This is a genomic window from Pseudomonas sp. S2_C03 (assembly GCF_054668405.1).
Genome location: NZ_CP162766.1, coordinates 150,704 through 177,361, shown reverse-complemented (window position 1 = coordinate 177,361; position 26,658 = coordinate 150,704). Strand labels below are relative to the sequence as shown.

Genomic DNA, 26,658 nt, shown 5'->3' with positions numbered 1-26,658 from the left:
TCAGACTTTTTCGCTGGTCACCTGGACGTACAGCGAACGCCCGGCCCCGAGGCCCGCGACGATTGCACCAAGGCCGATCACGCCAAAGATCCAACCGACGGCGCTCCAGCCGCCGGTCCAGTCGTGGACGATGCCGACCGCGAACGGGCCCAGGGACGCCAGGGTATAACCGAAGCCCTGGGCCATGCTCGACAGGTTCGCCGCCACATGGGAATCACGCGAGCGCAGCACGATCAGCGTCAGCGCCAGGCTGAAGGTCGCACCCTGCCCCAGACCCAGCAGAATCGCCCAACCCCACAGGCCTTCGATCGGCGCGTAAAGGCAACCGAACAAACCGCCGAGCGTCATCAGCATGACGATCACGATAGCCGGGCGTTGATCCCTGCCACGAGTGGCCAACCAAGGGGCCGTCAGGGAGCTGATCAGCTGAATGATGACCGAGCCCGACAGCACCAGGCCCGCCTGGGTCGGGGTCAGGCCGCGACCCATCAGGATCGACGGCAGCCACCCGAACACAATGTACGCCAGGGACGATTGCAGCCCCATGTAAGCCGTAACCTGCCAGGCCAGTCGATCGCGCAACAAACCGCGCACTCGATAAGCAACGTTGTGGGCGCCCTGTCTCTGACCGACTTGCGGCAACCAGAACAAACCGGCCACCAGCGCCGGGACCACCCAGAAGCCCAGGCCAAGGGCCCAGCTTTTATCGAAGTGCTCGCTCAACGGGACGGTCGCGCCCGCCGCCATGGCCGCGCCCAGGCACAGGGCCATGGTGTAGACGCCGGTCATGGTCCCGGCCTGCTTCGGGAAGTCGCGCTTGACGATGCCCGGCAGCAGCACACCAATGATGCCGATACTGGCACCGGCCAGCACGCTGCCGCTGAACAGGCCGATGGCCCCGAAGGAACTGCGCAGCACGATCCCGCCCGCCAGCGTCAGGAGAATGCCCAGCACGACACGCTCCGCACCAAAGCGGCGCGCCAGCACCGGTGCCAGCGGCGCGAACAAACCCAGGCAGAGAACCGGCAACGTGGTCAGCAGACCGGCCTGCGCCGCGGACAACCCCAGGGACTTCGACACGTCGCTGAGCATCGGCGCCATGCTCGACAGCGCCGGACGCAAGTTCAACGCCACCAGAATCAGGCCCAGCAGCAACAGCCACGGACGACGCAGCAGCGGATGGCTCTGTTGGACCTGCTCATCATCGGCCTCGGCGTCGATCAGTAATTCATCGAGCTCGGCCGAGCGTTTGGCTTCGGTGCCTTGGGTGTTGCGGCTGGACATGGTTTTCTCGGTTTCAAGGTTCATTGATCAACTGCCTCGACAGCGCTTTTGCCCGTTCCGGGTCACGTTGTTCCACGGCATCGAGCAGTTCGATGTGCAGGTCGAACACTTCCTGGCGGCGCGGGGAGATGTTCAGGCAGTGGCGCAATTGCGCGCCGACGACACTGGAAAAATAACGGTACAACTCGCTAAGGGTCGGGTTATGCGCGGCGTCCACCAGGAGGCGATGGAACACCAGGTCACAGGCGATGTAGGTGTCGAGATCGCCGTGGTAGTGACTGCCGCTCACGCCCAGCGCCTCGCGCAACGCCAACAGGTCTGCGTCGGTGCGACGCAAGGCCGCCAGGCCGATCGCTTCCACTTCAAGGATGTGCCGGGTCTCGCGTGCCTGCTCCTGGGAGCAGCGCGACAAGGCTTTCACGGTGTCCAATGGATCGACCACTGCCCGCAGGTAGCTGCCGTCACCCTGGCGAATCTCGATCAACCCAGAAAACGCGAGCACCCGCATGGCTTCGCGCACGGTGTTACGGCTGACGCCCAGTTCGGCGGACAGCTCAGGCTCGGTAGGCAGGCGCTGGCCCACGGTCCACACGCCCTCGGTTATGCGCAGCCGCAGTCGCTCCAGGGCTTGGTCGACGAGGGAGCGTTTGATTATCGGAAGAATTTCAGACATGGAAAGTTTGCTTTCGTCCAATCATAGGATGAATTTTTTGACATGCTAGTCAGCTTCTGACATCGCGGCAACTCCTTTTCGCCTCGCTCAGAGGCCGTTTCCCACCCACCCGAGGAGCGACGACCTACATCCCCCCCGGTAGAGCGGCGGCAGACTTCGGACTTCGGAACGGGTGACATGGCTCGCTCCCCCGACAACGGATGGAAGAAACCGATGGAAGAAGTCAATTTCGGCACAAAGAACAGCCGTTCGTTTTTTCTCGAAAAGGACCGGCAACTGCTGGCTGTGCGCGCTGAGGCTGGGGTTACTCTGGCTTCAACACTGTGCCGTGAAGCCGCCCACCATGCGTTGGCTGGCAGTGAGCTGCTGTTCGACGTGGAAGATGCGCAGGTGCAGGTTTACAAATTACCGGATCAGGCCGATGCCACCCTGCGCAAAGCCATGCTGCGCGAGTTGCCCGACGTACGTTTCGCCGGCAGCGTACTGGTGAACCCTCTCACCCGGGAACCGATTCTCTACACCGAAAACATGTTCCTGAAGTTCATCGATGAGCTGGCGCCCGCGCGATGCCTGGAAATCCTCGCGGCACTGAATCTGCAGATCAAACACGTGGCGCCCTACGCGACAAACGCTTTCTTCGTTCATCATCAGGACAATCATGGCACGCAAGTGTGCTCGTTCTCTCGACAATTGCTCGAGCGCCGGGACGTCGAGTATTGCCACCCGGAAATGCTGCGTCAGGGCCAACGACGGGCGATCCATCACAACCAGTGGCATTTGAAAAAAACCGTCGTCAGTTACCAATTCGAGATCGATGCCAGCGCCAATGTCGAGGCTGCCCATGCATTGGCTCAAGGTGAAGGCGTCGTCATCGCGATCATTGACGATGCCTTCGACATTGACCATCCCGAGTTCGCCGGCACAGCCAAGATCGTCGGCGCACGAAACTTCGACCGACGTAATGCCGCGTCAGGCCCGAGGCCGAAAAACGCCCTCGAACGCCACGGATCTGTCCGGCGAATTCGCCGATACCACCCACCCAGCCTTCATCGAAACGTTCAGTGGCACCTCCAGTGCCTGCCCAGGCGCGGCCGGTGTGGCGGCCCTGATACTGAGCGCCAACCCGGCGCTGGATCGCGAGTCGGTTCGCCGGATTCTCGCCGAATGCTGCGACAAAATCGGCCACGCCGACGATGGCCCCCTGGGTCAATACGATCAGGACGGTCACAGCCACTACTACGGCCATGGCCGTCTTAATGCCTTGCGCGCCGTGCAGATCGCGATCAAGCGCAAGCAGGAACAGGTTGGCTGAACATTTCCGACAGGGCTCTGGGCGTCGCGCCCTATCAGTCGAGCAATCGCCTGACGGGGTAATCAGCTTCGCGTAGGAAGGCAAACACCTAGGGTCACAAGGAGGCAAAACGAGCGGTATTTTCGATTAGTCAAAATTACCCTTTGAGGGTAGTTTCAAGGACAGGGTTTACGTTTCTTATGGAAAAGAACACACCCCATTACGACTTGGATGTGATCAAGGCGGATGTCAGGCGGCTTGGAAGGAACGGGTTTACCAGGGCAGCGCATGAGAGCGCTGAGGACCTGGGCTTTACGCTCAGCGAGATGCAGCAAACCGTTTTCGATCTGGACCGCAGCATGTTGTACAAGTCGATGACTACCTATGCAGATCACCGAACCTGGCAGGACGTCTATCACACCCATTCTGGTGGAATGGAGATCTACGTAAAGGTTACCTATCGTTCAAACGGTAAGGCTCCGGTGATCTCCTTCAAGGAGAAAAACACATGAAAACAGAGCAATGCTATTCCTGCGGAGCGCCTGAGGGGATGACACGCTTCGAGGGCCGCACAATCATCAAGAGCGTCAAAGGCATGGAGCGTCGGCTCGACAACCTTTGTGGTTGGGAATGCCAGAAATGCGGGGATGCCATCTTCGATAGCGACTCCGCTGAGCGCTATTCGATTGCAGGTGATGAACTGATCATCGCCGGCCGCCAGATGATCGGCGAGGAGATGAAGCGTATCCGCCGCAAACTCAACCTGACGCAAAAGCAAGCGGTGGAACTGCTTTCCGGGGGCGGGCACAACGCGTTTTCCCGCTATGAGCGCGGCGAGATCACCGCCCCCAGGACGTTGATACTGCTGATGCGGCTGCTCGATCGCTACCCGCATTTGCTCAGCGATGCGAAAGTGTTGGCCGAGGGTGCGGACTTTCGCGGTTTCAAACGTGTTACGCATGAAGCGCACGAAATCCTGGCGGATTCCTGAAACCCCGTATCTGTACTGTAGGAGCGAGCATGCTCGCGATGGTAGCCCGGCCACCGCTGGAATACAGACAGCCCACGTTATCGTTGACGAACATCGCGACGGTTCGACGCCTCGACATGCTCGCTCCTACAGGGAGAACAAAAAACCCGGAACAAGTCCGGGTTCATTTCAGTGCCTGAAGCCAATCAATGCAGGATCTGGCTCAGGAACAGTTTGGTGCGGTCGTTCTGCGGGTTGTCGAAGAAGTCGTTCGGCGCGGCCTGTTCGACGATTTCGCCCTTGTCCATGAAGATCACGCGGTTGGCCACGGTGCGGGCAAAGCCCATTTCGTGGGTCACGCAGAGCATGGTCATGCCGTCTTCAGCCAGGCCGATCATGGTGTCCAGTACTTCTTTCACCATTTCCGGGTCGAGGGCCGAGGTCGGTTCGTCGAACAGCATGATTTTCGGCTTCATGCACAGCGCACGAGCGATCGCCACACGCTGCTGCTGACCACCGGACAGTTGCCCCGGATACTTGTGCGCCTGCTCCGGAATGCGTACGCGCTCCAGGTAGTGCATGGCGATTTCCTCGGCCTTGCGCTTGGGCATCTTGCGGACCCACATCGGCGCCAGGGTGCAGTTCTGCAAAATGGTCAGGTGCGGGAACAGGTTGAAGTGCTGGAACACCATGCCGACTTCACGGCGGATCGCTTCGATCTGCTTGAGGTCATTGGTCAATTCCACGCCATCAACGACGATGCGGCCCTGCTGGTGCTCTTCCAGACGGTTGAGGCAGCGGATGGTGGTGGACTTGCCCGAACCCGAAGGGCCGCACAGGACGATACGCTCGCCCTGCTTGACGTTCAGGTTGATGTCTTTCAACACGTGGAACTGACCGTACCACTTGTTGACGCCCTGCATCTGAATAATGCCTTCAGGGCTCACAGGCTGTTTGATTGCTTCGCTCATCAGAAAACTTCCTAAATAGGTAGCGACTTAGCGCTTGTGGCCTGTGTCGAGCTTGCGTTCCAGATGCATGGAATAGCGCGACATACCAAAACAGAAAATCCAGAACACCAGAGCGGCGAACACGTAGCCTTCAGTGGCCATGCCCAGCCATTTCGGATCGGCGGCGGCTTGCTTGACACTGTTGAGCAGGTCGAACAGGCCGATGATGATCACCAGGCTTGTGTCCTTGAACAGTGCAATGAAGGTGTTGACGATGCCGGGGATCACCAGCTTCAGGGCTTGCGGCAGAATCACCAGGCCCATGCTGCGCCAGTAACCCAGGCCCATCGCCGCAGCCGCTTCGTACTGCCCCTTGGGAATCGCTTGCAGGCCCCCGCGCACCACTTCGGCCACATAGGCCGACTGGAACAGGATCACGCCGATCAATGCCCGCAGCAGTTTGTCGAAGTTCATGCCTTCGGGCAGGAACAACGGCAGCATCACCGAGGACATGAACAGCACCGTGATCAACGGCACGCCACGCCAGAACTCGATGAAGGTCACGCAGACCACACGAATGGCCGGCATGTTGGAACGTCGCCCCAGCGCCAGGACAATCCCCAGCGGCAACGCACCGGCGATACCCACCGTGGCGATGACCAGGGTCAGCATCAGGCCGCCCCACTGGCTCGTTGCCACTTGTTGCAGGCCAAACACGCCACCATGCAGCAGGCACCAGGCGATGATCGGGTACAGCACCAGGAAGCACAGGCCGTACACCGCTTTGCGCGGGAAGCGCGAGATGAACAGCGGTGCTGCGCCGAGGACCGCCAACCATACGGTCAGGTCCACGCGCCAGCGCAGTTCCGGCGGGTAGTAGCCGTACATGAACTGGCCAATACGCTGCTGGATGAACACCCAGCAGGCGCCCTCCTTGGTGCAGTCCGCACGAGTGGTGCCGACCCAGTTGGCGTCGATGATCGCCCACTGCAGGATCGGTGGAACCACAAGGTATATGAGGTAGAACGCGAACAGGGTCAGCAGGGTATTGAGCCAACTGGAGAACATGTTCGCGCGCATCCACGCCACGATACCGATGCTACTGCTCGGTGGTGGCATGTCAGGTTTGAAAGTATGAGTACTCATGCGCTTTTCCTTACCGCTCGATCAGCGCAATGCGCTTGTTGTACCAGTTCATCAGCAGGGAAATGCTGATGCTGATCGCCAGGTAGACGCTCATGGTGATGGCAATCACTTCGATCGCCTGACCGGTCTGGTTCAGCACGGTGCCGGCGAACAGCGACACCATTTCCGGATAACCGATACCGGCGGCCAACGACGAGTTCTTCACCAGGTTCAAGTACTGGCTGGTCAGCGGTGGAATGATCACGCGCAGGGCTTGCGGGATGATCACCTTGCGCAGGGTCGGGCCGTTGCGCAGGCCGAGCGAGTGAGCCGCTTCGGTCTGGCCATGGCTGACCGACTTGATGCCCGAGCGCACGATTTCGGCGATGAACGCCGCGGTGTACACGGTCAGTGCAAGGGTCAGTGCCAGCAGTTCCGGGATCAACACCCACCCGCCGACGAAGTTGAAGCCCTTGAGTACAGGCATCTCCCAATGCACAGGTGCGCCAAAAACCAGGGTGCACAAGGCCGGGATCACCAGGAACAACGCCAGGCCGACCCAGAACTTGTGGAATGGCTCACCGGTTTCATTGAACCGTTTGTTGGCCCAGCGGCTCATCAGCACGATGGCGACGATCGCGACCACGATGCTTGCCAGGAACGGCCATAAACCGTCAGCGACCACAGCGCCCGGCATGTTCAGGCCACGGCTGCTGACAAAGAAGGTGTCGCCGAAATTGTGGCTGTTACGCGGGCCTGGCATGGTCAGGAAAACCGCGAAATACCAAAACAGGATTTGCAACAGCGGCGGGATGTTACGGAAGATCTCGACGTAGACGGTCGCCAGCTTGGCGATGATCCAGTTCTTGGAAAGGCGCGCCACGCCGATGATGAAGCCGAGAATAGTGGCCAGCACCACGCCGATGAAGCTCACCAGCAAGGTATTGAGCAGGCCGATGACAAACACCCGGGCATAGCTGTCCGCTTCGGTGTAGTCGATCAGGTGCTGGGCGATGCCGAAACCGGCACTGCGCTCCAGAAAGTCAAAACCGGAGGTGATGCCCCGGTGCTGAAGGTTGGTCTGGGTGTTGTCGAACAGGTACCAGCCCATCGAGACCACCGCGACAATGGTGATGATCTGGAAGAGCCACGCACGCACTTTTGGATCGCTGAGGCTGAGCCTCTGCTTTGGTGCGCCGATTGAATTTTGCATGAAGTGCCCCGCAAAGAATGGAACAGAACATCACCCGGCAGTTGGCCTGCCGGGTGATAGAACCATTAGCGCACTGGTGGTGCGTACTGAATGCCGCCAGCGTTCCACAAGGCGTTCAGCCCGCGGTCGATTTCCAGCGGAGTGCTCTTGCCGAGGTTTTTCTCGAACACTTCACCGTAGTTACCGACTTGCTTGACGATCTGCACGACCCAGTCTTTCTTCACTTTCAGGTCTTTGCCGTATTCACCGTCAGCACCCAGCAGACGAGCGACGTCCGGGTTCTTGGTGGACTTGGCTTCAGCTTCAACGTTTTTCGAGGTGACGCCTGCCTCTTCAGCGTTGAGCATGGCGTAGCCAACCCAGCGCACGATGGCCAGCCACTCGTCGTCGCCATTACGCACGACCGGGCCCAGCGGCTCCTTGGAAATGGTTTCCGGCAGAACCACGTAGTCCTTCGGCGCAGCCAGCTTGCTGCGTTGAGCGAACAGCTGGGACTTGTCGGAGGTCAGCACGTCGCAACGACCGGATTCCAGCGACTTGGCGCTTTCATCGGAGGTGTCGAAAGTGATCGGGGTGTACTTCAGGCCGTTGGCGCGGAAGTAGTCGGAAACGTTCAGCTCGGTCGTGGTACCGGCCTGGATGCAGACGGTCGCGCCATCCAGTTCCTTGGCACTTTTCACGCCCAGTTTCTGGTTGGCCAGGAAGCCGATGCCATCGTAGTAGGTAATGAAGCCCGGGAATTTCAGGCCCATGCCCGCGTCGCGGGAGCTGGTCATGGTGGTGTTGCGCGACAGGATGTCGATTTCGCCCGATTGCAGCGCGGTGAAGCGCTCCTTGGCGTTCAACTGGCTGAACTTGACCTTGGTCGCATCGCCAAATACAGCTGCGGCCACGGCGCGGCAGACGTCAGCGTCGATACCAACGATCTTGCCGGTGGAATCAGGAACCGAGAAGCCTGGCAGACCATCGCTGACGCCACACTGCACGAAACCTTTCTTCTGCACTGCATCCAGGGTTGCACCCGCCTGAGCGAACCCGCTGACGCCAAGCACTGCGGCTGCAGTCACGACGGCCAGGGTGGATTTCAACATCTTCATTCAAACCTCCAGTTTTGCTCTTGTTGTGTCGGAGCGTGATTCCTGTCGCACCCTTTTGAGGCGTTGTTGACCCGTGTTGGCTTCTTTTGGGATCAACCGACGTAGAGACCGCGCTATGAGTCTAGTAGGAGAAAATCCACCGAATGGATCACTCACTTCTCACCAGTCGGCCGAACGGGCTGTAGCCCTTTCACGTTCGCTAAGCCCGAGTCGGCCACTGGCGAACATCCATCACCGGATTTATTGCTATCCCACCAGGAACAATGGCCTGATAGTGTTACCGACAGGCGTGGGATTAATCTTACGAACAACCTCTTAGCAAACGCCGTACCAGACCGCTCGTCGGGGCACTTCACCGACAGGTCAATAGCGAAACTTTCAGCCTTGCGACATCTTCGTAACTGATCAACCCGGTACGCACTCAGATCACGCACTCATTAAGAGCGCACGCACACAATTGGAGCAGCCATGAGCGAGCCGTTGATACTTGAACCCGTCAGGACCCCGGACGCCTGCGTCATCTGGCTGCACGGCCTGGGGGCCGACCGCTTCGACTTCCTGCCGGTGGCCGAAGCCTTGCAGGAAAGCCTGCTGAGCACACGTTTCGTTCTGCCACAGGCCCCCACCCGCGCTGTCACCATCAACGGTGGCTACGAGATGCCGAGCTGGTACGACATCCTGGCCATGAGCCCGGCGCGAGCCATCAGCCGTGAGCAACTGGAAGCCTCGGCGGATCGGGTTATCGAGCTGATCGAGACACAGCGTGCCAGCGGAATAGACGCCTCTCGGATCTTCCTGGCAGGTTTTTCCCAGGGTGGCGCCGTGGTGTTACACACCGCGTTTCTGAAATGGCAGGGCCCCTTGGGGGGCGTACTTGCCCTCTCCACCTATGCACCCACGTTCAGTGACGAACTGCAGCTCTGCGCGAGCCAACAGCGTATCCCGGTGATCTGCCTGCACGGCCAGTACGATGACGTGGTGCAAAACGCCATGGGGCGCAGCGCCTACGAATATTTGAAGCAGCATGGTGTCACCGTGACATGGCAGGAATACCCAATGGGGCACGAAGTGTTACCCGAGGAGATTCGCGACGTCGGTGTCTGGCTGGCCGAGCGCCTGCGTTAACGGCGGCCTCACACGGCCCATTGATCCCTCCCACTACGCCGCGCCCGTTTCTTGCATTACACTGGCCGGCACTTAACCTATTGATGAGATGACCGTGCTCAAAGCACTCAAGAAAATGTTCGGTAAAAGCGAGGCTGAGCAGCTCGCCCCCACCTCCAGCGCCGCGCCCCACGCCACTGCACAGCGCAGCGAAGGTCAGCAGCCTGAACGGGACGTCGCCGAAGCGACCGCAAAACGCGCACCAAAGTCCGCGCCGGCCATCGCCACCGCCGAAACCACTCACGCCAAGGCACCGCACAGCGAACCCGCGAAGCCTGCAAAACCACGCCGCGAGCCCAAGCCCAAGGCGCCGGTCATTCCCTGGAAGCTCGAGGACTTCGTCGTCGAGCCTCAGGAAGGCAAAACCCGCTTCCACGATTTCAAGCTCGCGCCGGAGCTGATGCACGCCATCCAGGATCTCGGTTTCCCCTACTGCACGCCTATCCAGGCGCAGGTCCTGGGTTTCACCCTGGCAGGTAAAGACGCCATCGGCCGCGCCCAGACGGGTACAGGTAAAACGGCAGCGTTCCTGATTTCGATCATCACCCAGTTGCTGCAAACCCCGCCGCCGAAAGAGCGCTACATGGGCGAGCCGCGGGCACTGATCATCGCGCCCACCCGCGAACTGGTGGTGCAGATTGCCAAGGACGCCGCGGACCTGACCAAGTACACCGGCCTCAACGTCATGACGTTCGTGGGCGGCATGGATTTCGACAAGCAACTCAAGCACCTCGAAGCCCGCCACTGCGACATCCTCGTGGCCACCCCGGGCCGCCTGCTGGACTTCAACCAGCGCGGCGATGTGCACCTGGACATGGTCGAAGTCATGGTGCTGGACGAAGCCGACCGCATGCTCGACATGGGTTTCATTCCGCAAGTGCGCCAGATCATTCGCCAGACGCCTCCGAAATCCGAACGCCAGACCCTGCTGTTCTCGGCGACCTTCACCGATGACGTGATGAACCTGGCCAAGCAATGGACCACCGACCCGGCGATCGTCGAAATCGAAGTCACCAACGTGGCCAATGAAAACGTCGAACAGCACATCTATGCGGTGGCGGGTGCCGATAAATACAAACTGCTTTACAACCTGGTCAACGACAACGGTTGGGAACGGGTCATCGTGTTTGCCAACCGCAAGGACGAAGTCCGTCGCATTGAAGAACGCCTGGTACGCGATGGCATCAACGCGGCGCAACTGTCCGGCGATGTGCCGCAGCACAAGCGCATCAAAACCCTGGAAGGCTTTCGCGAAGGCAAGATTCGCGTATTGGTCGCAACCGATGTTGCCGGTCGCGGCATTCACATCGATGGCATCAGCCACGTGATCAACTTCACCCTGCCGGAAGTCCCGGACGATTACGTGCACCGCATCGGCCGTACGGGTCGCGCCGGCGCTGACGGCGTGTCGATCAGCTTTGCCGGCGAAGACGATTCGTACCAGCTACCGTCCATCGAAGCGCTGCTGGGTAAAAAGATCAGCTGTGAAACACCGCCGACCCATCTGTTACGTGCGGTCGAGCGCAAACGTCCTTAACGGATGGTGTGCAAGAGAAGGCGCAGCCGGAGACGGACTGCGCTTTTTTTTCGCCCGGACATTGCGAGACATATTTAAAAGTCCATAATAGACAAATTAGTTTATTCGCACCCGGAGCCGCCCATGTCCAGCACCCCCTACGTGATCAACCAACCTCAGGCTCGCGAACTGTTGGCGCAAATCGATGTGCCACAGATCCTGCGCAAACTGTTCCGTGACCTGGCTGCCGGGCAGGCTGTGCAACCAGCGCAGCAACTGGTGGAGTTTCCAAAGGGTGCCGGCGACTTCATCAACTATTTAGGCGTGCTGGCCGAGGATGGCGTCTATGGGGTGAAAACCTCGCCCTACATCGTGCGTGAGCAGGGCGCACTGGTAACGGCCTGGACGTTGCTGATGTCGATGCGGACCGGCCAACCGCTGTTGCTGTGCGATGCTGGCGAACTGACCACAGCGCGCACCGCCGCGACCACGGCCGTGGCCGTCGAAGCGCTTGCCGCGTCGAATGCGCAACGCCTGGCGATCATCGGCAGCGGCAAGGTGGCCCAGGCTCACGTGCACTATGTCAAAGGCCTGCGCGACTGGAGGGACATCCGCATCTATTCGCCGGGCTTGAACGACTGCACCAGAGAGGAGCTGGCGCTTATAAAGGGTCTTGACCCACGCCTGACCCTGGCCGACAGCCGCGAAGCGGCCATCGACGACGCCGACGTGATCCTGTTGTGCACCTCATCAGCGGGTCCTGTCATCGACCCGTCAACCTTGAGCAAGCCGGCGCTGATCACCTCCATCAGCACCAACGCACCGCGCGCCCATGAAGTACCGCCGCAAAGCCTGAATGACATGCAGGTGTTCTGTGACTATCGCCTGACCACGCCGGGTTCAGCCGGGGAGATGTTGATTGCGGGCGAACGACATGGCTGGGATTCGGCGCGGATCGTGGGTGATCTGCCGGACTTGCTCAGCGGCAAGGTCCCGCGCCCCGATTACCAGCGCCCTGTGTTTTTCCGCTCGATCGGGTTGGGCCTGGAAGACATTGCGCTGGCCAATGCCCTGTACCAACTCCAGCAACAACACTGATCCCCAACTGTGGGAGCGGGCTCGCTCGCGATGGCGGTGTTTCAGCCACCAATGGGGGTATCTGACACACCGCCATCGCGAGCAAGCTCGCTCCTACAGAGGTTCGGTTCACAGACATTCATGGCATTGCGGCCCATTCAGGAGACCCACATGAGCCACGCAGACTTCATCATCATCGGCGGCGGGATTGCCGGTGCTTCCACCGGTTTCTGGCTGTCGCAGCACGGACGCGTGATTGTGCTCGAACGCGAATCCCATCCGGCCTATCACTCCACCGGACGTTCCGCCGCGTTGTTCACCGCTGCCTATGGCACCCCGCAGGTGCGGGCGTTGACCCTGGCCAGTCGTGATTTCTTCGACGCCCCACCTGCCGGCTTCTGCGAGCACCCGCTATTGACTCCGCGCGGCGAGATGACCGTGGACTTCACCGGCGATCCGGCCGAGCTGAACAATCAGTACCTGAGCGCCAGGGCCACCGTGCCTGAGATGCAGTTGCTCAGCGCCGAAGAAGCCTGCGCCCGCCTGCCCATCCTGCGCCGGGAGAAAGTCCACGGCGCAATCTACGACCCAACCGCCAGCGACATCGACACCGATGCCCTGCATCAGGGCTATCTGCGCGGTATTCGGCGCAACCAGGGCCAAGTGCATATCGACATGGAAGTCCTGGACCTGGCCCGCGATGCCGAAGGCATGTGGCAGGTACACACCGGCAACCAGACCTTCAGCGCGCCCATCATCATCAATGCCGCCGGTGCCTGGGCCGACAAGATCGGTAAACTGGCGGGCGCCCACCCCCTGGGCCTCCAACCCAAGCGCCGCGCGGCCTTCATCTTTGCCGGCCCCGAAGGCGTGGACAGCCACCATTGGCCGATGCTGGTCAGCCTCGACGAATCGTTCTACATGAAGCCCGATGCCGGGATGTTCCTCGGCTCCCCGGCCAACGCCGACCCGGTGGAGCCGCACGACGTGCAGCCCGAAGAGCTGGACATCGCCATGGGCATCTACCAGATCGAAGAAGCCACCACCCTGACCATTCGCCGCCCGACCCGCACCTGGGCCGGCCTGCGCAGCTTCGTCGCCGACGGCGATCTGGTCTCGGGTTTCGACCCCGAGGTGCCAGGGCTGTTCTGGGTCGCAGCGCAAGGTGGTTACGGCATCCAGACTTCACCCGCCATGGGCCAGGCCAGCGCGGCCCTGGTGCGCGGCGAGGCGTTACCGCAGACGCTCACGCGGTTCGGCCTGGAGGCCGGGATGCTCTCGCCCGCTCGCCTGGGCTGATCGGCGTTCGCCGTGACGTGCCGACCTGATTGCGGCAAACTTCCAGCGTCCTGTGTTGCAGGGCGCTGACCGCTGCCTGGAGCTACCTCGTATGAATGCACCTGTTAAAGACCCGGCCCTGGATAACTTTCGCGCGATTGCCGATGCCATCGCCACGTTGTTCTTTCCCCATGCCGAGGTGGTGCTGCACGACCTGCGCACGCAAAAGATCGATTACATCGCCAACAACCTGTCCAAGCGTGAAGTCGGCGACGATGCGGCGCTGGAAGACATGCTCGGCGATGACATCAGCGAGCGAAACATCGGGCCGTACGAAAAATTGAACTGGGACGGTCAGAAGATCCGCAGCTTGAGCAGCGTTCTGCGCGACAGCAACGGTCATCCGCTGGCCGTGCTGTGCATCAACCTGAATATTTCGTTGTTTGAAAACGCCAAGGCGGCGCTGGACCTGTTCCTGTCGCCAAGCAAGCTGATTCCGCAACCGGACTCCCTGTTCCGTGATGACTGGCAGGAGCGAATCAACACCTTCCTGCACGGCTGGCTGCGCGAACGCCAGCTCAGCCTGAACCTGCTGACACGCGACCACAAACGCGAATTGGTGCTGGCGCTGCATGCCGAAGGCGCCTTCAAGGGCAAAAGCGCCTCCAACTACGTCGCCAACGTCCTGAACATGGGGCGGGCGACGGTGTACAAGCACCTCAAGGAACTCAAGGGCTGATTAAAAAATGTGGGAGCGGGCTTGCCCGCGATAGCGGATTAACACCCAACAGATGTGCTGAATGTTAAATCCTCATCGCGGGCAAGCCCGCTCCCACCGTGGATCTTTGTCTAACCCGTAAGGGTTATTCCAACGCCGAAGCCGGGCCAAAGAACTCGTAGCGGCTCTGTTCCTCCGGCACGCCCAATGCCTTCAGGTGACGCTTGACCACCGCCATGAAGCTTTTGGGCCCAAGGAAGTAGGCATCCACATCACGATGCTCCGGCATCCACTCAGCCAGTTGCTCCTGGCTCAACAAACCCACCTTGTGCGCTGCCGGGCTGACGCCGTCATCTTCGGCGTAGCAGTAGAAGCGCTGCAACTGCGGATGACGCTCGGCCAGGTCATCGATCCAGTCGCGGAAGGCGTGAACCGTGCCATTGCGCGCGCAGTGGATGAAGTGCACCGGCCGCTCGGTTTGCAGGGCCGCTTCAAGCATGGCCAGGGTCGGGGTAATCCCGACGCCGCCACTGATCAGTACCAGCGGTTTGTCGCTGTCGGTGAGGGTAAATTCGCCCGATGGCGGAAACAGTTGAATGCTGTCGCCCACATGCAGCTCATCGTGCAGGTGATTGGACGCGCGACCACCGGCCTCGCGCTTGACGCTGATGCGGTAATGCTTGTCGTTGCTCAGGGACGACAGCGAGTAGTTACGACGGATTTCTTCGCCATCGAGGAACAGTTGCATGCCGATGTACTGGCCAGGTTCGGAAGCGAGGATCGGCCCCTTGTCTGCCGGCTCGAAGTAGAACGAGATGATCTCCGAGCTTTCCTCGACCTTGGCCGCGACGATGAACTCACGCGCGCCGCGCCAGCCGCCCCTTGCCTGTTCTTTCTGGTCGTAGATGCTGTTTTCGGCGCCGATCAGGATGTCGGCCAACTGGCCATAAGCCGCCGCCCAGGCGCTCATGACCTGCGCGGTGGCAATCTCCTCACCCAGCACTTCGGAAATCGCACGCAGCAGGCAAGTGCCAACGATCGGGTAGTGTTCCGGCAGGATTTGCAGGGCCACGTGCTTGTTGATGATCTTGGCCACCAGATCACCCAGTTGATCGAGCTGATCAATGTGACGGGCGTACATCAGCACGCCGTTCGCCAGGGCGCGGGGTTGGTCGCCGCTGGCCTGGTGAGCCTGGTTGAACAGAGGGCGCACCTCGGGATACTCGGAAAGCATCATGCGGTAGAAATGAGTGATCAACGCCTCGCCGCCACTTTCCAGCAACGGCACGGTGGATTTGACGATTGCACGGTCTTGAACGCTAAGCATAAGGTGACTCCTGCGCCACTTGGGTTTCTAATGTGTTTGCCCTAGCTTTATCAGTTTCCGTGCCAGTTAATTATTCCTTATAAATCAATACGTTGATAACTTTATAGTCATATCGACAGCGCCTGGCTTATAGTCATCCGGACTACATGGAGTCACTATGACTGCAAAATCTCTGCTCACCACCTTGCTTCCGCTGGTCGCCGATCTGTCCCGCGAACTGCCCGAGGGCGAGCGTTATCGGCGCCTGCTCGAAGCCATGCGCGCGCTGCTTCCGTGCGATGCTGCCGCGTTGCTGCGCCTGGATGGCGAATGGCTGGTGCCGCTGGCGGTCGATGGTTTGAGCACCGACACCCTGGGGCGACGCTTCAAGGTCAGCGAACACCCACGCTTCGAAGCGCTGCTCAGCAGCCACGGGCCGACCCGCTTCGCCGCGAACAGTGAGTTGCCCGACCCCTACGACGGGTTGGTCGACGGCCTGGACGACCATCTGGAGGTCCACGACTGCATGGGCTGCCCGCTGTTTATCGATGAACGTCCATGGGGGCTGCTGACCCTCGATGCCCTGGACCCGCAAAGTCGCGAACCGGTCGAACTGGACGCCCTGGAGGCCTTCGCCAGCCTGGCTGCTGCCACGGTCAACGCCGCCGAACGTATCGAGCGTCTGGCCAATCGCGCCGAAGACGAGCATCAGCGCGCCGAGTTGTACCGCCAGGCCAGCGGTCAGCAGAATCGCGAACTGATCGGCCAGAGCAAGGCGCACAAACGGCTGGTGGAAGAAATCAATCTGGTCGGCGGCAGCGACCTGACCGTGTTGATCACCGGCGAGACCGGGGTCGGCAAGGAACTGGTGGCCCAGGCGATTCACGCCGCCTCGCCCCGCGCCGACAAGCCGATCATCAGCCTTAACTGCGCGGCGTTGCCGGACACCCTGGTGGAAAGCGAACTGTTCGGCCACGTGCGCGGCGCCTTCACCGGCGCCACCAGCGACCGACGCGGAAAGTTCGAACTGGCCAACGGCGGTACGCTGTTTCTCGACGAAGTCGGTGAGCTGTCGCTGACCGTCCAGGCCAAATTGCTGCGTGTGCTGCAAAGCGGCCAGTTGCAGCGCCTGGGCTCCGATAAGGAGCATCAGGTCGATGTACGCCTCATCGCCGCCACCAACCGTGACCTTGCCGAAGAAGTGCGCAGCGGCCGCTATCGCGCCGACTTCTACCATCGCCTGAGCGTCTACCCGCTGCTGGTGCCGGCGCTGCGCGATCGCGGTCGTGACGTGTTGCTGCTCAGCGGTTTCTTCCTCGAACAGAACCGTTCGCGCATGGGCCTCAACAACCTGCGCCTGACCAGCGAAGCACAGACCGCATTGCTGGCCTACGATTGGCCAGGCAACGTGCGGGAACTCGAGCACTTGATTGGTCGCAGTGCGCTCAAGGCCCTGGGCAACTGCCGGGAGCGACCGAAGATCCTCAGCCTGGGGGTGGAGAATCTGGACTTGCCCAGCGCCAGCGTCGAAGTGGCGGACGAGCCGGCCGCCGTCATTCCGGCCGCGGTGGTGACCGGTGATTTGCGCGAGGCGACTGAACGCTATCAGCGCCAGTTGATCAACGCCTGCCTGGAGCGCCACCACAACAACTGGGCGAGCGCGGCGCGAGAGTTGGGGCTGGACCGGGCAAACCTGGGCCGGATGGCGAAGCGGTTGGGGATCAAGTGAAACCGCTATCGTCGGAGCGCCGCCCGGAGCAAGCTCGCTCCTACAGGGTTCTGTGTTGCTCACAAATCCCCTGTAGGAGCGAGCTTGCTCCGGGCGGCGTTCCGACGATTGGGCCCCACCATTCAGCCAATTTCCTAAAGCCTGCCCCCTTCAAGTCGATAACCCGGCATTGATAGCTGTCGGCGAACCTTGAAATCGCCCATCACCTTTTTCCACAGAAGGTTTTTATGTCCTCCATCAAAGCTCGCGCAGACTCACTTTCGCTTCTGCTGTTCACCTTGCGCAGCGGCAAGTTGATGGCGATCAACCTGCTCAAGGTCAGTGAGATCATTCCCTGCCCACCGCTGACCAAATTGCCGGAGTCGCACCCACATGTTCAGGGCATTGCCACCCTGCGCGGCGCGTCGCTGTCGGTGATCGACCTCAGTCGGGCGATTGGCGAGCGGCCGCTGGAAGACCCGAACGGCGGCTGCCTGATCGTCACCGACATCAGCCGCTCCAAACAGGGCCTGCACGTCCAGGCCGTGAGCAAGATCGTCCATTGCCTGACCACCGACATCCGTCCCCCGCCCTTCGGTTCCGGCGGTGTGCGTTCGTACATCACCGGCGTAACCTCGGTCGACGGCACGCTGGTGCAAGTCCTGGACATCGAAAAGGTCATCCATGGCATCGCCCCCGCGCAGATCGAAGTAGCGCCGACCGAGCTGAGCATGGAAGACGCCGAACTGTTGGGCAATGCGCGCATTCTGGTGGTCGACGACAGCCAGGTGGCGCTGCAGCAATCGGTGCACACCCTGCGCAACCTCGGCCTGCAATGCCACACCGCGCGCAGCGCCAAGGAGGCCATCGACTGCCTGCTGGACTTGCAAGGCACGGCGCAGCAGATCAACCTGATCGTCTCTGACATTGAAATGTCGGAAATGGATGGTTACGCCCTCACCCGCACCCTGCGCGAGACCCCGGATTTTGCCCACCTTTACGTGCTGTTGCACACCTCGCTGGACAGCGCGATGAACAGCGAAAAAGCACGGCTGGCGGGCGCCAATGCGGTGCTGACCAAGTTCTCCTCGCCAGACCTGACCAAATGCCTGATCGAAGCGGCCAGGACGATCGCCGAACAAGGCCATTGATGTGACCGAGGCCTTTTGCTTGCTGATGCGGCGCAACCTTGCCGAGGTTGTGCCGGCGAGCAACTGGCCCTCTGGCATTGAAGTCCAGGTCTACCGCCCCGAACTCGCGCCCGCCGTGCATCGACTGATGCAACTGGGCTACCAGCACGGCGGCGGCCGCGTGCCGGCATTGGAGATCTGGCAGCAGCGGTTCGAGACCGATGCCGAATACGATCGCGATCTGTGCTTCGTTGCCCTTGAGGCCGATGCGATCGTTGGCGTCTGTCAGTGCTGGACCAGTGCCTACATCAAGAATCTGGTGGTGCACCCCGATGCCCAGGGCCGGGGATTGGGCCGTGCCCTGCTGCTGCATGCGTTTCAGGCGTTCGCGCAACGTCGCGAAGGCTTTGTGGATTTGAAGGTGCTAGAAGACAACCGGCGGGCGCAGCGGTTGTATCAAGGTGTCGGGATGGTCGTGGTTCGGCGGGAAAGGGTGCCGGACTGATAGACCGCAATCGCGGGCAAGCCCGCTCCTGCAAGAGGCATCGAAGATCAACTGTAGGAGCGGACTTGCCCGCGATGGGGTCGACTCCACAACATCAGGCATACTCAGTCCAAATTCCCAAAAGGATGCCTGCCCATGAAAGCCACCACCCTGACCCTCCTTTGCCTCACCGCCCTGGCCAGCCAGGCCCACGCCTCGAGCGACGAAGCCTGGGCCGCCTATGACAAAACCGTGCTCGCCAGTTGCACCAAGGCCAGCGGCCTGAAAAATGTGGCGCCGGTGGGCAATATCGCCCAGTTTGACGACCGAGTCGGTTACACCGCCGTACTGCTGCAAGGTCGCTACCCGCAAAAACACATGAAGAACCAGCAGGGTACCGAGTTGTGCCTGTACAGCAAGAAAGACAAAACCGCCTACGTCACCGAATGGGACTCCATCCGCGCGCCCGCCAAGTCAAAGTGAATGGCGCATAACTTGCTTCAGCACAGTTTTTTGCGGCGGCATTCTGTCGCTGCTTCAAGCCGATGACAGCGACTGATCTTTCGATGAACACGACGTTTTCCTGCGTAGGCTGCGGCAAATGCTGCACTGACCATCACGTGCCTCTCACCCTGTCCGAAGCCCGCATGTGGGCGGACGATGGCGGTCAGGTCATCGTGCTGGTGGAGGCTTTCCTGGCCAATGGCCTTGGCCTGCCGACGCAGCAACGCGAACATGCTCAGCGGCGTTCGGTGTTAGTCAGCAGCGGCTCGGCGCAGGCCCACGTGGCAATCACCTTCGCCGCTTACAATGCCGGCCGTTGCCGGAATCTTGACGACGATAACCTCTGCCGCATCTACGAACGCCGTCCGTTGGTGTGCCGTATCTATCCGATGGAAATCAATCCGCACATTTCCCTCAACCCAGCCATCAAGGAATGCCCGCCCGAATCGTGGGAAAAAGGCCCGGACCTGATCCTCGGCGGTGAGTTGGTCGACCGTGAACTGGCGACGCTGATCCAGCGTTCGCGTCAGGCCGATCGCGAAGAAATTCGCACCAAGGATGCGATTTGCGCCTCGCTGGGGATTCGCACGACGGCGCTCAAGGGTGACGGGTTCACGGCTTACCTGCCGGACATGACGGCGTTTGCCAGAGTCGTCGACCGGATGACTGATCAATCGCCGGCGGGCTCGGGCAGTGCGTGGCAGTTCCACGTATCAGGCGACGATATCGCCAGCCAGGTTCGGGCGAGCGGTGCGCAGGTGACCACTGAAACCCCGCTCAATTACGCGTTCATTTCACTGCGCGCGGCTTAACGGCGCACTCGCCAGAATTCCTGTGCCAATCGCCGCAAGTCGCCCGCCAGCCCGGCAACATCCGCAGAATTCGCCTGGCTGCGCTGCCCTTCGCTGACCGTGACTTCGCAGGCGCGGCGGATGCTGCTGATGTTGCGGTTGATGTCTTCGCTGACGGTACTCTGCTCCTCCACCGCCGAGGCGATCTGCAGGTTCATCTCGCTGATCTGGTTGACCCGCCGACTGATACCGTCCAGCGCCTCGGCAGCACGTCGAGCCTGCTCGACGCTGCATTGCACTTGCTCACCACTGTGTTGCATCGCCAGCACCGCATCGCGCGTGCCGTTTTGCAACGTGTTGATCATGCGCTCGATCTCGTTGGTCGACTGCTGGGTGCGCTGGGCCAGGCCGCGGACTTCATCGGCAACCACCGCAAACCCGCGTCCGGCGTCTCCGGCGCGCGCCGCCTCGATGGCAGCATTGAGTGCCAGCAGATTGGTCTGCTCGGCGATGCTGCGAATCACCTCCAGCACCCCGGTGATCTCGCTGCTGTGCCCTTCCAGTTGATGAATGACCGCAGTGGCGTGCGTCAGCTCATCGGCCAGGCGCAACACAACCTGACGGCTTTCACTGACCAACTGATGGCCCTCGAACGTCTCGCTGCCCGCCATATCGGCGGCCACGGCGGCCTGCTGCGCATGACTGGCGACCTGGGCGACGCTGGAGGACATCTGGTTGATCGCCGCAGCCACGTGATCGGTTTCCGCCTGCTGGTCCAGTGTGCTGCTGTGACTGCCCTGCAAATGGTCCACCAGCTCCGCCGCATGCCCCGCCAAGCGCTGCGAGGCATCGCCGATGCGACCCACCACCGCACCGATCTGAGCTTCGAGCATCTGCAAGGCGAACTCGATCTGCCCGAACTCATCCCGGCGACCGGTGTAAATGCCTTGGCTCAACGGGTTATCGACAATCTGCCGGGCGCGCTCGCTCAGGGCCATCAGCGGACGCAACATCCGCCAGGTGCCGGCGGCCACCAGCGTGCTGCCGCCGATCAGGGCCACTAAACCGTACATCAACGATGAAGGATTGAGCCAAACCTGCAAACCAATGACACTGGCCAGGATCGCGCTGAACAGCAATGTCAGCTTCAGGCCTGGCCCGAGCACAGGCAGGCGTTGCATCAATGGCGTGCGCTCATTGCGAAGTTGCGTATAGGCCTTTTCTGCAGCCTCGATCTGCTGTTCCGTCGGGCGGGTGCGCACCGATTGGTACTCCACCGCCTGCCCGTTTTGCGTCATCGGCGTGGCGAAGGCACTCACCCAATAGTGGTCGCCATTCTGGCAGCGATTTTTCACCATCCCCATCCACGAGCGGCCACTCTTGAGGGTCTGCCACATGTGGGCGAACGCGGCCTGGGGCATGTCCGGATGACGCAGCAGGTTGTGCTTGGCGCCCAGCAATTGCTCGCGACTGTAACCGCAGATCTTGATGAAATCGTCGTTGGCGTAGGTGATTGCGCTCGTCAGATCGGTGGTCGAAAGGATGTTCGCATCAGCCGCAACATCGACTTGACGGCCCGTCACCGGGAGGTTGATCTTCATGGAAAGCGCGCTCGCTGGTGGGTAAGAGTCGGCGAAGTTGCTGACTCTAAGCGCACTGATTACACAAACCTTGATCTGGCTCAGGTTATGAGCACATAGCCACTAGCGCGACAAAAGAACTCAGCGCTTGCCCATCGAACGACGCGTGCCGGGAGGCGCGGCACCTGGAACCTTGGTGTGACCGTTCTTGGCGCCGTTCTTGTACCACGGCTGATTGGAGGTTTTCGCAGCGGCCAGTTCGCCCGGCTTGAACGGGAACTTGAATGGCGCAATCGCAGGCGTGGTTTCGCTGTCTGCCAGTTCGTCGCCAGGGGCGTCGGCAACCGGTGGTTGAGTCGGGGAAGTCATGAGTGCTCCGGGTGGTGCAATAAAGTCGGCAGTATACCCAAACTGACAGCGCCGTCAGTTAGCAGTCACCTTCCTGACCGGCGAACGGGTTTATAAAGGTATTGATCCTGCGAACGATATCTTTATCTGAACCCGTCCCACCCCACCCGGCGCCCCACTTGCATGCAAATTTCGAAAAAAACCGCCTTGATTGCAGGCCTGTTGATTGTCCTGGCCGCGCTGGGCACCTGGTATCTGACCAAACCTGCCAAGACCCGACTCGCCGCCTCCAGCGCGATCCCGGTGCGAGTGGTAAATGTTGCCGAAAAGGATGTGCCGCGCTACGTCAGCGGCATCGGCTCGGTCCTGTCTCTGCACAGCGTGGTGGTTCGTCCGCAAATCGACGGCATTCTGACCAAAATCCTGGTCAAGGAAGGCCAACTGGTCAGCAAGGGCGATTTACTCGCCAGCATCGATGACCGCTCGATCCGCGCCAGCCTCGACCAGGCCCGCGCGCAACTCGGCGAAAGCCAGGCGCAACTGCAAGTGGCGCTGGTCAATCTCAAACGCTACAAACTGCTGAGCGTCGACGACGGCGTGTCCAAGCAGACTTACGACCAGCAACAAGCGCTGGTCAACCAACTCAAGGCCACCGCCCAGGGCAACCAGGCTTCGATTGATGCGGCTCAGGTACAACTTTCCTACACGCAGATTCGCTCGCCAGTCAGCGGCCGCGTTGGGATTCGCACGGTGGACGAAGGCAACTTCCTGCGTATGAGCGACACCCAAGGTCTGTTCACCGTGACCCAAATCGACCCGATCGCCGTGGAGTTCTCCCTGCCGCAACAGATGCTGCCCACCTTGCAAGGTCTGATCAACGATCCGCAACACGCCCGGGTCAAGGCCTACATCGGCGCCGACACCGACGGCGAGACCGGAAACCTGCTGGGTGAAGGCCACTTGACCCTGATCGACAATCAAATCAACGCCAACACCGGGACCATCCGCGCCAAGGCCGAATTCGACAACGCCGCACAGAAGCTCTGGCCGGGCCTGCTGGTGACCGTAAAAATTCAGACAGCGCTCGACAAGGATGCGCTCGTTGTGCCGCCCACTGTCGTACAACGCGGCCTGGATCAGCCCTTCGTCTACCGCGTCCAGGGCGACAAGGTCCAAACCGTGCCGGTGCAGATCGTGTATCAGGGCAGCGGCCAGAACATCATCAAGGGCGTAAAGCCGGGTGACGTGCTGGTCAGCGACGGGCAATCACGGCTCAAACCCGGATCGACCGTGCAGGTGCTCACCGAACCTGCACAAGTGGTGCAATCGCAGGCCGCCCAATGAAAGGCCAGGGCGGAGTGTCCGCCTGGTGCATCGATCACCCGGTGGCGACGGTCCTGCTGACCTTCGCCCTGGTGCTGCTGGGCGCCATCGCCTTCCCGCGCCTGCCGGTAGCCCCGTTGCCCGAAGCAGAATTCCCGACCATCCAGGTGGCCGCACAATTGCCCGGCGCCAGCCCTGAGACCATGGCGTCGTCGGTCGCCACGCCGCTTGAGGTGCAGTTCAGCGCCATCCCCGGCGTGACGCAGATGACGTCGAGCAGCGCCCTGGGCTCGACCAACCTGACGTTGCAATTCACCCTCGACAAGAGCATCGACACCGCCGCCCAGGAAGTGCAGGCGGCGATCAACACCGCCGCCGGCAAACTGCCAAAGGACATGCCCAACCTGCCGACCTGGCGCAAGGTCAACCCGGCCGACAGCCCGGTGTTGATCCTCAGCGTCAACTCATCGCTGATGCCCGGCCCCGAACTCAGCGACCTGACGGAAACGCTGTTGTCCCGCCAGATCAGCCAGATCGACGGTGTAGGCCAGGTCGCCATCACCGGTCAGCAACGTCCGGCGATTCGTGTACAGGTCTCGGCGGACAAACTGGCGGCCATTGGACTGACCCTGGCGGATATTCGCCTGGCGATCCAGCAGACCAGCCTCAACCTGGCCAAGGGTGCGCTGTACGGAGAGTCGAGCATTTCCACCCTGTCCACCAACGATCAACTGTTCCACCCCGAGGACTACAGCCAGTTGATCGTTTCCTACAAGGACGGTGCACCGGTTCACCTTCGGGACGTGGCCAAAGTCGTTAACGGTTCGGAAGATGCCTACGTCCAGGCCTGGGCGGGCACGCAACCGGGGGTCAACCTGGTGATCTTCCGCCAGCCGGGAGCCAACATCGTCGAGACGGTGGACCGCATCCAGGCCGCCCTGCCGGAATTGGAAGCGATGCTGCCGGCCTCGGTACAGGTCAAGACGCTCATCGACCGCACACAGACCATCCGCGCCTCGCTGCATGAAGTGGAAATCACCCTGCTGATCGCGATCCTGCTGGTGGTGGCGGTGATGGCCCTGTTCCTGCGCCAACTGTCGGCAACGCTGATCGTCTCGGCCGTGCTCGGTGTGTCGTTGATCGCCAGTTTCGCCCTGATGTACGTCATGGGCTTCAGCCTCAACAACCTGACGCTGGTGGCCATCGTGGTCGCCGTGGGGTTCGTGGTGGACGATGCGATCGTGGTGGTGGAGAACATTCACCGGCATCTGGAGGCCGGGGACGGCATGCGCGAGGCCGCCATCAAGGGTGCAGGGGAGATCGGCTTCACCGTGGTCTCGATCAGTTTCTCGCTGGTGGCGGCGTTCATTCCGCTGCTGTTCATGGGCGGCGTGGTCGGGCGCCTGTTCAAGGAATTCGCCCTGACCGCCACCTCCACCATTCTCATTTCGGTCGTCGTGTCACTGACCCTGGCGCCGACCCTCGCGGCGCTGTTCATGCGCGCCCCGGTGCATCATGCCGATGGTAAAAAGGGCTTCGGCGAGCGCCTGCTCGACCTGTACGAAAAAGGCCTGCGTCGCGCCCTCGCCCATCAGAAACTGATGATTGGCATCTTCGGACTCTCGGTTGCACTGGCCGTCGGTGGCTATGTGTTCATTCCCAAGGGCTTTTTCCCAGTGCAGGACACCGGATTCGTGCTCGGCACCACCGAAGCGGCTGCGGATATTTCCTACGGCGACATGGCGAAAAAACATCTGGCCATGGCCGAGATCGTCGCGGCTGACCCAGCGGTCGAAACCTTCTCCCATTCGGTCGGCGTCTCGGGCAGCAACCAGACTATCGCCAATGGCCGTTTCTGGATCACCCTGAAAAAACGCAGCGACCGCGATGTGTCCGCCAGTGAGTTCATCGACCGCATTCGCCCGCAGTTGATGAAAGTCCCGGGCATCGTCCTGTACCTGCGCGCCGGCCAGGACATCAACCTCAGTTCCGGCCCGAGTCGCGCCCAGTATCAATACGTACTCAAGAGCAACGACGGCGCGGTGCTAAGCACCTGGACCCAGCGCCTCACGGATAAACTGCGCAGCATCCCCGCCTTTCGCGATGTGTCCAACGACTTGCAATTGGGCGGCAGCATCACCCACATCAGCATCGATCGCAGCGCGGCTGCGCGCTTCGGCCTGACCGCCAGCGATGTGGACGAAGCGCTGTACGACGCCTTCGGTCAACGCCAGATCAATGAGTTCCAGACCCAGGTCAACCAGTACAACGTGATCCTGGAACTGGACACCCGACAACGCGGCAAGGCCGAAAGCCTGAATTACTTCTACCTGCGCTCCCCCTTGAGCGGTGAGATGGTGCCGCTGTCGGCCCTCGCCCGCTTCGATCCACCCACGGTGGGCCCGCTGTCGATTGCCCATGACGGGATGTTCCCGGCCGCCAACCTGTCATTCAACCTCGCCCCTGGCGTGGCACTGGGCGATGCGGTGATCCTGCTCAACCAGGCCAAGGCCGACATCGGCATGCCGGTGGCGATCAGCGGCAATTTCCAGGGCGCCGCCCAGGCGTTCCAGAGTTCGCTGGCCAGCCAACCCTGGCTGATCCTTGCGGCACTGGTGGCGGTGTACATCATTCTCGGCGTGCTCTATGAAAGTTTCGTGCACCCGCTGACCATCATCTCGACCTTGCCGGCGGCGGGCCTGGGGGCGGTGATCATGTTGTGGCTCTGCGGCCAGGACTTTTCGATCATGGCCCTGATCGGCCTGGTGCTGCTGATCGGTATCGTCAAGAAAAACGGCATCCTGATGATCGATTTCGCCCTCGAAGCCCAGCGCAAGGGTGGCCTGCCCCCTGAAGAGGCGATCTTCCAGGCCTGCATCACACGGTTCCGGCCGATCATCATGACCACCCTCGCCGCCCTGCTCGGTGCCCTGCCGCTGATGCTCGGCTACGGCACCGGTGCCGAGTTGCGCCAACCGTTGGGGATTGCCGTGGTGGGTGGTTTGCTGGTCAGCCAGGTGCTGACGCTGTTTACCACGCCGGTCATATACTTGTGGCTTGAGCGGATCTTTCATAGACCCAAACCCGTGCCGACGCCGGCACTGGCCACCACAGACTGAGGCGGGGTC

At 61.0% G+C, this 26,658-nt stretch carries 25 protein-coding genes and 1 pseudogene; 15 read left to right on the top strand and 11 right to left on the bottom strand.

Annotated elements, in window-relative coordinates:
• From AB4N64_RS00875 to AB4N64_RS00865, 3 genes are all read right to left on the bottom strand, one after another.
• Positions 1-1,308, bottom strand: coding sequence for a CynX/NimT family MFS transporter (locus tag AB4N64_RS00875; protein WP_460121151.1), 1,308 nt, complete (start codon positions 1,306-1,308; stop codon positions 1-3).
• Positions 1,298-1,957: a FadR/GntR family transcriptional regulator gene (locus tag AB4N64_RS00870; RefSeq protein WP_460121149.1), complete on the bottom strand. Its 660-nt coding sequence runs from the start codon at positions 1,955-1,957 to the stop codon at positions 1,298-1,300. Before AB4N64_RS00870 ends, AB4N64_RS00875 begins: the two co-directional genes overlap by 11 nt.
• A 405-nt stretch (positions 1,958-2,362) precedes the next feature.
• A complete protein-coding gene (locus AB4N64_RS00865; RefSeq protein ID WP_460121147.1) occupies positions 2,363-2,863 on the bottom strand; it encodes a hypothetical protein in 501 nt (166 codons plus the stop codon).
• Positions 2,864-2,918: 55 nt separating this feature from the next.
• On the opposite strand from AB4N64_RS00865, the gene AB4N64_RS00860 reads away from it, so the two are divergent.
• From AB4N64_RS00860 to AB4N64_RS00850, 3 genes are all read left to right on the top strand, one after another.
• Positions 2,919-3,269 (top strand): S8 family serine peptidase, encoded by a 351-nt coding sequence (locus AB4N64_RS00860; RefSeq protein WP_460121145.1) that lies wholly within the window; start codon positions 2,919-2,921, stop codon positions 3,267-3,269.
• Between the two features lie 179 nt (positions 3,270-3,448).
• Positions 3,449-3,760: a type II toxin-antitoxin system MqsR family toxin gene (locus tag AB4N64_RS00855; RefSeq protein WP_460121143.1), complete on the top strand. Its 312-nt coding sequence runs from the start codon at positions 3,449-3,451 to the stop codon at positions 3,758-3,760.
• Complete coding sequence (locus AB4N64_RS00850) at positions 3,757-4,239, top strand: type II toxin-antitoxin system MqsA family antitoxin (protein WP_460121141.1); 483 nt, start codon at positions 3,757-3,759, stop codon at positions 4,237-4,239. The genes AB4N64_RS00855 and AB4N64_RS00850 overlap by 4 nt, the downstream gene beginning before the upstream one ends.
• A gap of 185 nt (positions 4,240-4,424) precedes the next feature.
• Here the strand turns inward: AB4N64_RS00850 and AB4N64_RS00845 are convergent, their stop codons facing one another.
• From AB4N64_RS00845 to AB4N64_RS00830, 4 genes are all read right to left on the bottom strand, one after another.
• Positions 4,425-5,189 carry an amino acid ABC transporter ATP-binding protein gene (locus tag AB4N64_RS00845; protein WP_003178331.1) on the bottom strand — a complete coding sequence of 255 codons (765 nt, stop codon included), beginning with the start codon at positions 5,187-5,189 and terminating at the stop codon, positions 4,425-4,427.
• A gap of 27 nt (positions 5,190-5,216) precedes the next feature.
• The gene (locus tag AB4N64_RS00840; protein WP_460121138.1) at positions 5,217-6,314 is read right to left on the bottom strand and encodes an amino acid ABC transporter permease; all 1,098 of its coding nucleotides are present in this window, start codon (positions 6,312-6,314) and stop codon (positions 5,217-5,219) included.
• A 10-nt stretch (positions 6,315-6,324) separates the two neighbouring features.
• On the bottom strand, positions 6,325-7,506 hold the full coding sequence (locus tag AB4N64_RS00835; RefSeq protein WP_460121136.1) for an amino acid ABC transporter permease: 1,182 nt from the start codon (positions 7,504-7,506) through the stop codon (positions 6,325-6,327).
• Between the two features lie 65 nt (positions 7,507-7,571).
• A complete protein-coding gene (locus tag AB4N64_RS00830) occupies positions 7,572-8,603 on the bottom strand; it encodes an amino acid ABC transporter substrate-binding protein (RefSeq protein ID WP_460121133.1) in 1,032 nt (343 codons plus the stop codon).
• A gap of 468 nt (positions 8,604-9,071) precedes the next feature.
• Here AB4N64_RS00830 and AB4N64_RS00825 point away from each other — a divergent pair, with 468 nt between their 5' ends.
• The 5 genes from AB4N64_RS00825 to AB4N64_RS00805 all read left to right on the top strand — a co-directional run bounded on the left by AB4N64_RS00825 (position 9,072) and on the right by AB4N64_RS00805 (position 14,377).
• Complete coding sequence (locus AB4N64_RS00825) at positions 9,072-9,728, top strand: alpha/beta hydrolase (protein WP_460121131.1); 657 nt, start codon at positions 9,072-9,074, stop codon at positions 9,726-9,728.
• Positions 9,729-9,816: 88 nt separating this feature from the next.
• Positions 9,817-11,304 carry an ATP-dependent RNA helicase RhlB gene (gene rhlB / locus AB4N64_RS00820; protein WP_460121129.1) on the top strand — a complete coding sequence of 496 codons (1,488 nt, stop codon included), beginning with the start codon at positions 9,817-9,819 and terminating at the stop codon, positions 11,302-11,304.
• A gap of 123 nt (positions 11,305-11,427) precedes the next feature.
• Positions 11,428-12,381, top strand: a complete 954-nt coding sequence (locus AB4N64_RS00815; protein WP_460121126.1) for an ornithine cyclodeaminase family protein — start codon at positions 11,428-11,430, stop codon at positions 12,379-12,381.
• A gap of 150 nt (positions 12,382-12,531) precedes the next feature.
• Positions 12,532-13,659 (top strand): NAD(P)/FAD-dependent oxidoreductase, encoded by a 1,128-nt coding sequence (locus tag AB4N64_RS00810; RefSeq protein WP_460121124.1) that lies wholly within the window; start codon positions 12,532-12,534, stop codon positions 13,657-13,659.
• 91 nt (positions 13,660-13,750) lie between these two features.
• Complete coding sequence (locus AB4N64_RS00805) at positions 13,751-14,377, top strand: helix-turn-helix transcriptional regulator (protein WP_460121122.1); 627 nt, start codon at positions 13,751-13,753, stop codon at positions 14,375-14,377.
• 124 nt (positions 14,378-14,501) lie between these two features.
• Here AB4N64_RS00805 and hmpA read toward each other — a convergent pair whose 3' ends face one another.
• On the bottom strand, positions 14,502-15,683 hold the full coding sequence (gene hmpA / locus AB4N64_RS00800) for an NO-inducible flavohemoprotein (RefSeq protein WP_460121120.1): 1,182 nt from the start codon (positions 15,681-15,683) through the stop codon (positions 14,502-14,504).
• 157 nt (positions 15,684-15,840) lie between these two features.
• Between hmpA and norR the strand changes: the two genes are divergently transcribed.
• The 5 genes from norR to AB4N64_RS00775 all read left to right on the top strand — a co-directional run bounded on the left by norR (position 15,841) and on the right by AB4N64_RS00775 (position 20,300).
• Positions 15,841-17,391 (top strand): nitric oxide reductase transcriptional regulator NorR, encoded by a 1,551-nt coding sequence (norR, locus tag AB4N64_RS00795; RefSeq protein ID WP_460121118.1) that lies wholly within the window; start codon positions 15,841-15,843, stop codon positions 17,389-17,391.
• 227 nt (positions 17,392-17,618) lie between these two features.
• On the top strand, positions 17,619-18,521 hold the full coding sequence (locus tag AB4N64_RS00790; protein ID WP_460121115.1) for a chemotaxis protein CheW: 903 nt from the start codon (positions 17,619-17,621) through the stop codon (positions 18,519-18,521).
• A gap of 25 nt (positions 18,522-18,546) precedes the next feature.
• A complete protein-coding gene (locus AB4N64_RS00785) occupies positions 18,547-19,005 on the top strand; it encodes a GNAT family N-acetyltransferase (protein ID WP_460121112.1) in 459 nt (152 codons plus the stop codon).
• Positions 19,006-19,140: 135 nt separating this feature from the next.
• A complete protein-coding gene (locus AB4N64_RS00780) occupies positions 19,141-19,467 on the top strand; it encodes a hypothetical protein (protein WP_460121109.1) in 327 nt (108 codons plus the stop codon).
• Between the two features lie 83 nt (positions 19,468-19,550).
• A complete protein-coding gene (locus AB4N64_RS00775; protein WP_460121107.1) occupies positions 19,551-20,300 on the top strand; it encodes a YkgJ family cysteine cluster protein in 750 nt (249 codons plus the stop codon).
• On the opposite strand, the gene AB4N64_RS00770 is transcribed toward AB4N64_RS00775, so the two are convergent.
• From AB4N64_RS00770 to AB4N64_RS00760, 3 genes and pseudogenes are all read right to left on the bottom strand, one after another.
• Entirely contained in the window at positions 20,297-21,352 is a 1,056-nt protein-coding gene (locus tag AB4N64_RS00770; protein WP_460126560.1) for a methyl-accepting chemotaxis protein, read from the bottom strand. The two genes, AB4N64_RS00775 and AB4N64_RS00770, sit on opposite strands and share 4 nt — an antisense overlap.
• Before the next feature lie 246 nt (positions 21,353-21,598).
• A pseudogene (locus tag AB4N64_RS00765) lies at positions 21,599-21,880 on the bottom strand (PAS domain-containing protein); the annotation flags it as partial.
• Positions 21,881-22,000: 120 nt separating this feature from the next.
• Positions 22,001-22,228 (bottom strand): hypothetical protein, encoded by a 228-nt coding sequence (locus AB4N64_RS00760; RefSeq protein ID WP_460121104.1) that lies wholly within the window; start codon positions 22,226-22,228, stop codon positions 22,001-22,003.
• Positions 22,229-22,390: 162 nt separating this feature from the next.
• On the opposite strand from AB4N64_RS00760, the gene AB4N64_RS00755 reads away from it, so the two are divergent.
• Both AB4N64_RS00755 and AB4N64_RS00750 read left to right on the top strand, forming a co-directional pair.
• Entirely contained in the window at positions 22,391-23,551 is a 1,161-nt protein-coding gene (locus AB4N64_RS00755; protein ID WP_460121101.1) for an efflux RND transporter periplasmic adaptor subunit, read from the top strand.
• A complete protein-coding gene (locus AB4N64_RS00750; protein ID WP_460121098.1) occupies positions 23,548-26,649 on the top strand; it encodes a multidrug efflux RND transporter permease subunit in 3,102 nt (1,033 codons plus the stop codon). The genes AB4N64_RS00755 and AB4N64_RS00750 overlap by 4 nt, the downstream gene beginning before the upstream one ends.
• Positions 26,650-26,658: the final 9 nt, after the last annotated feature.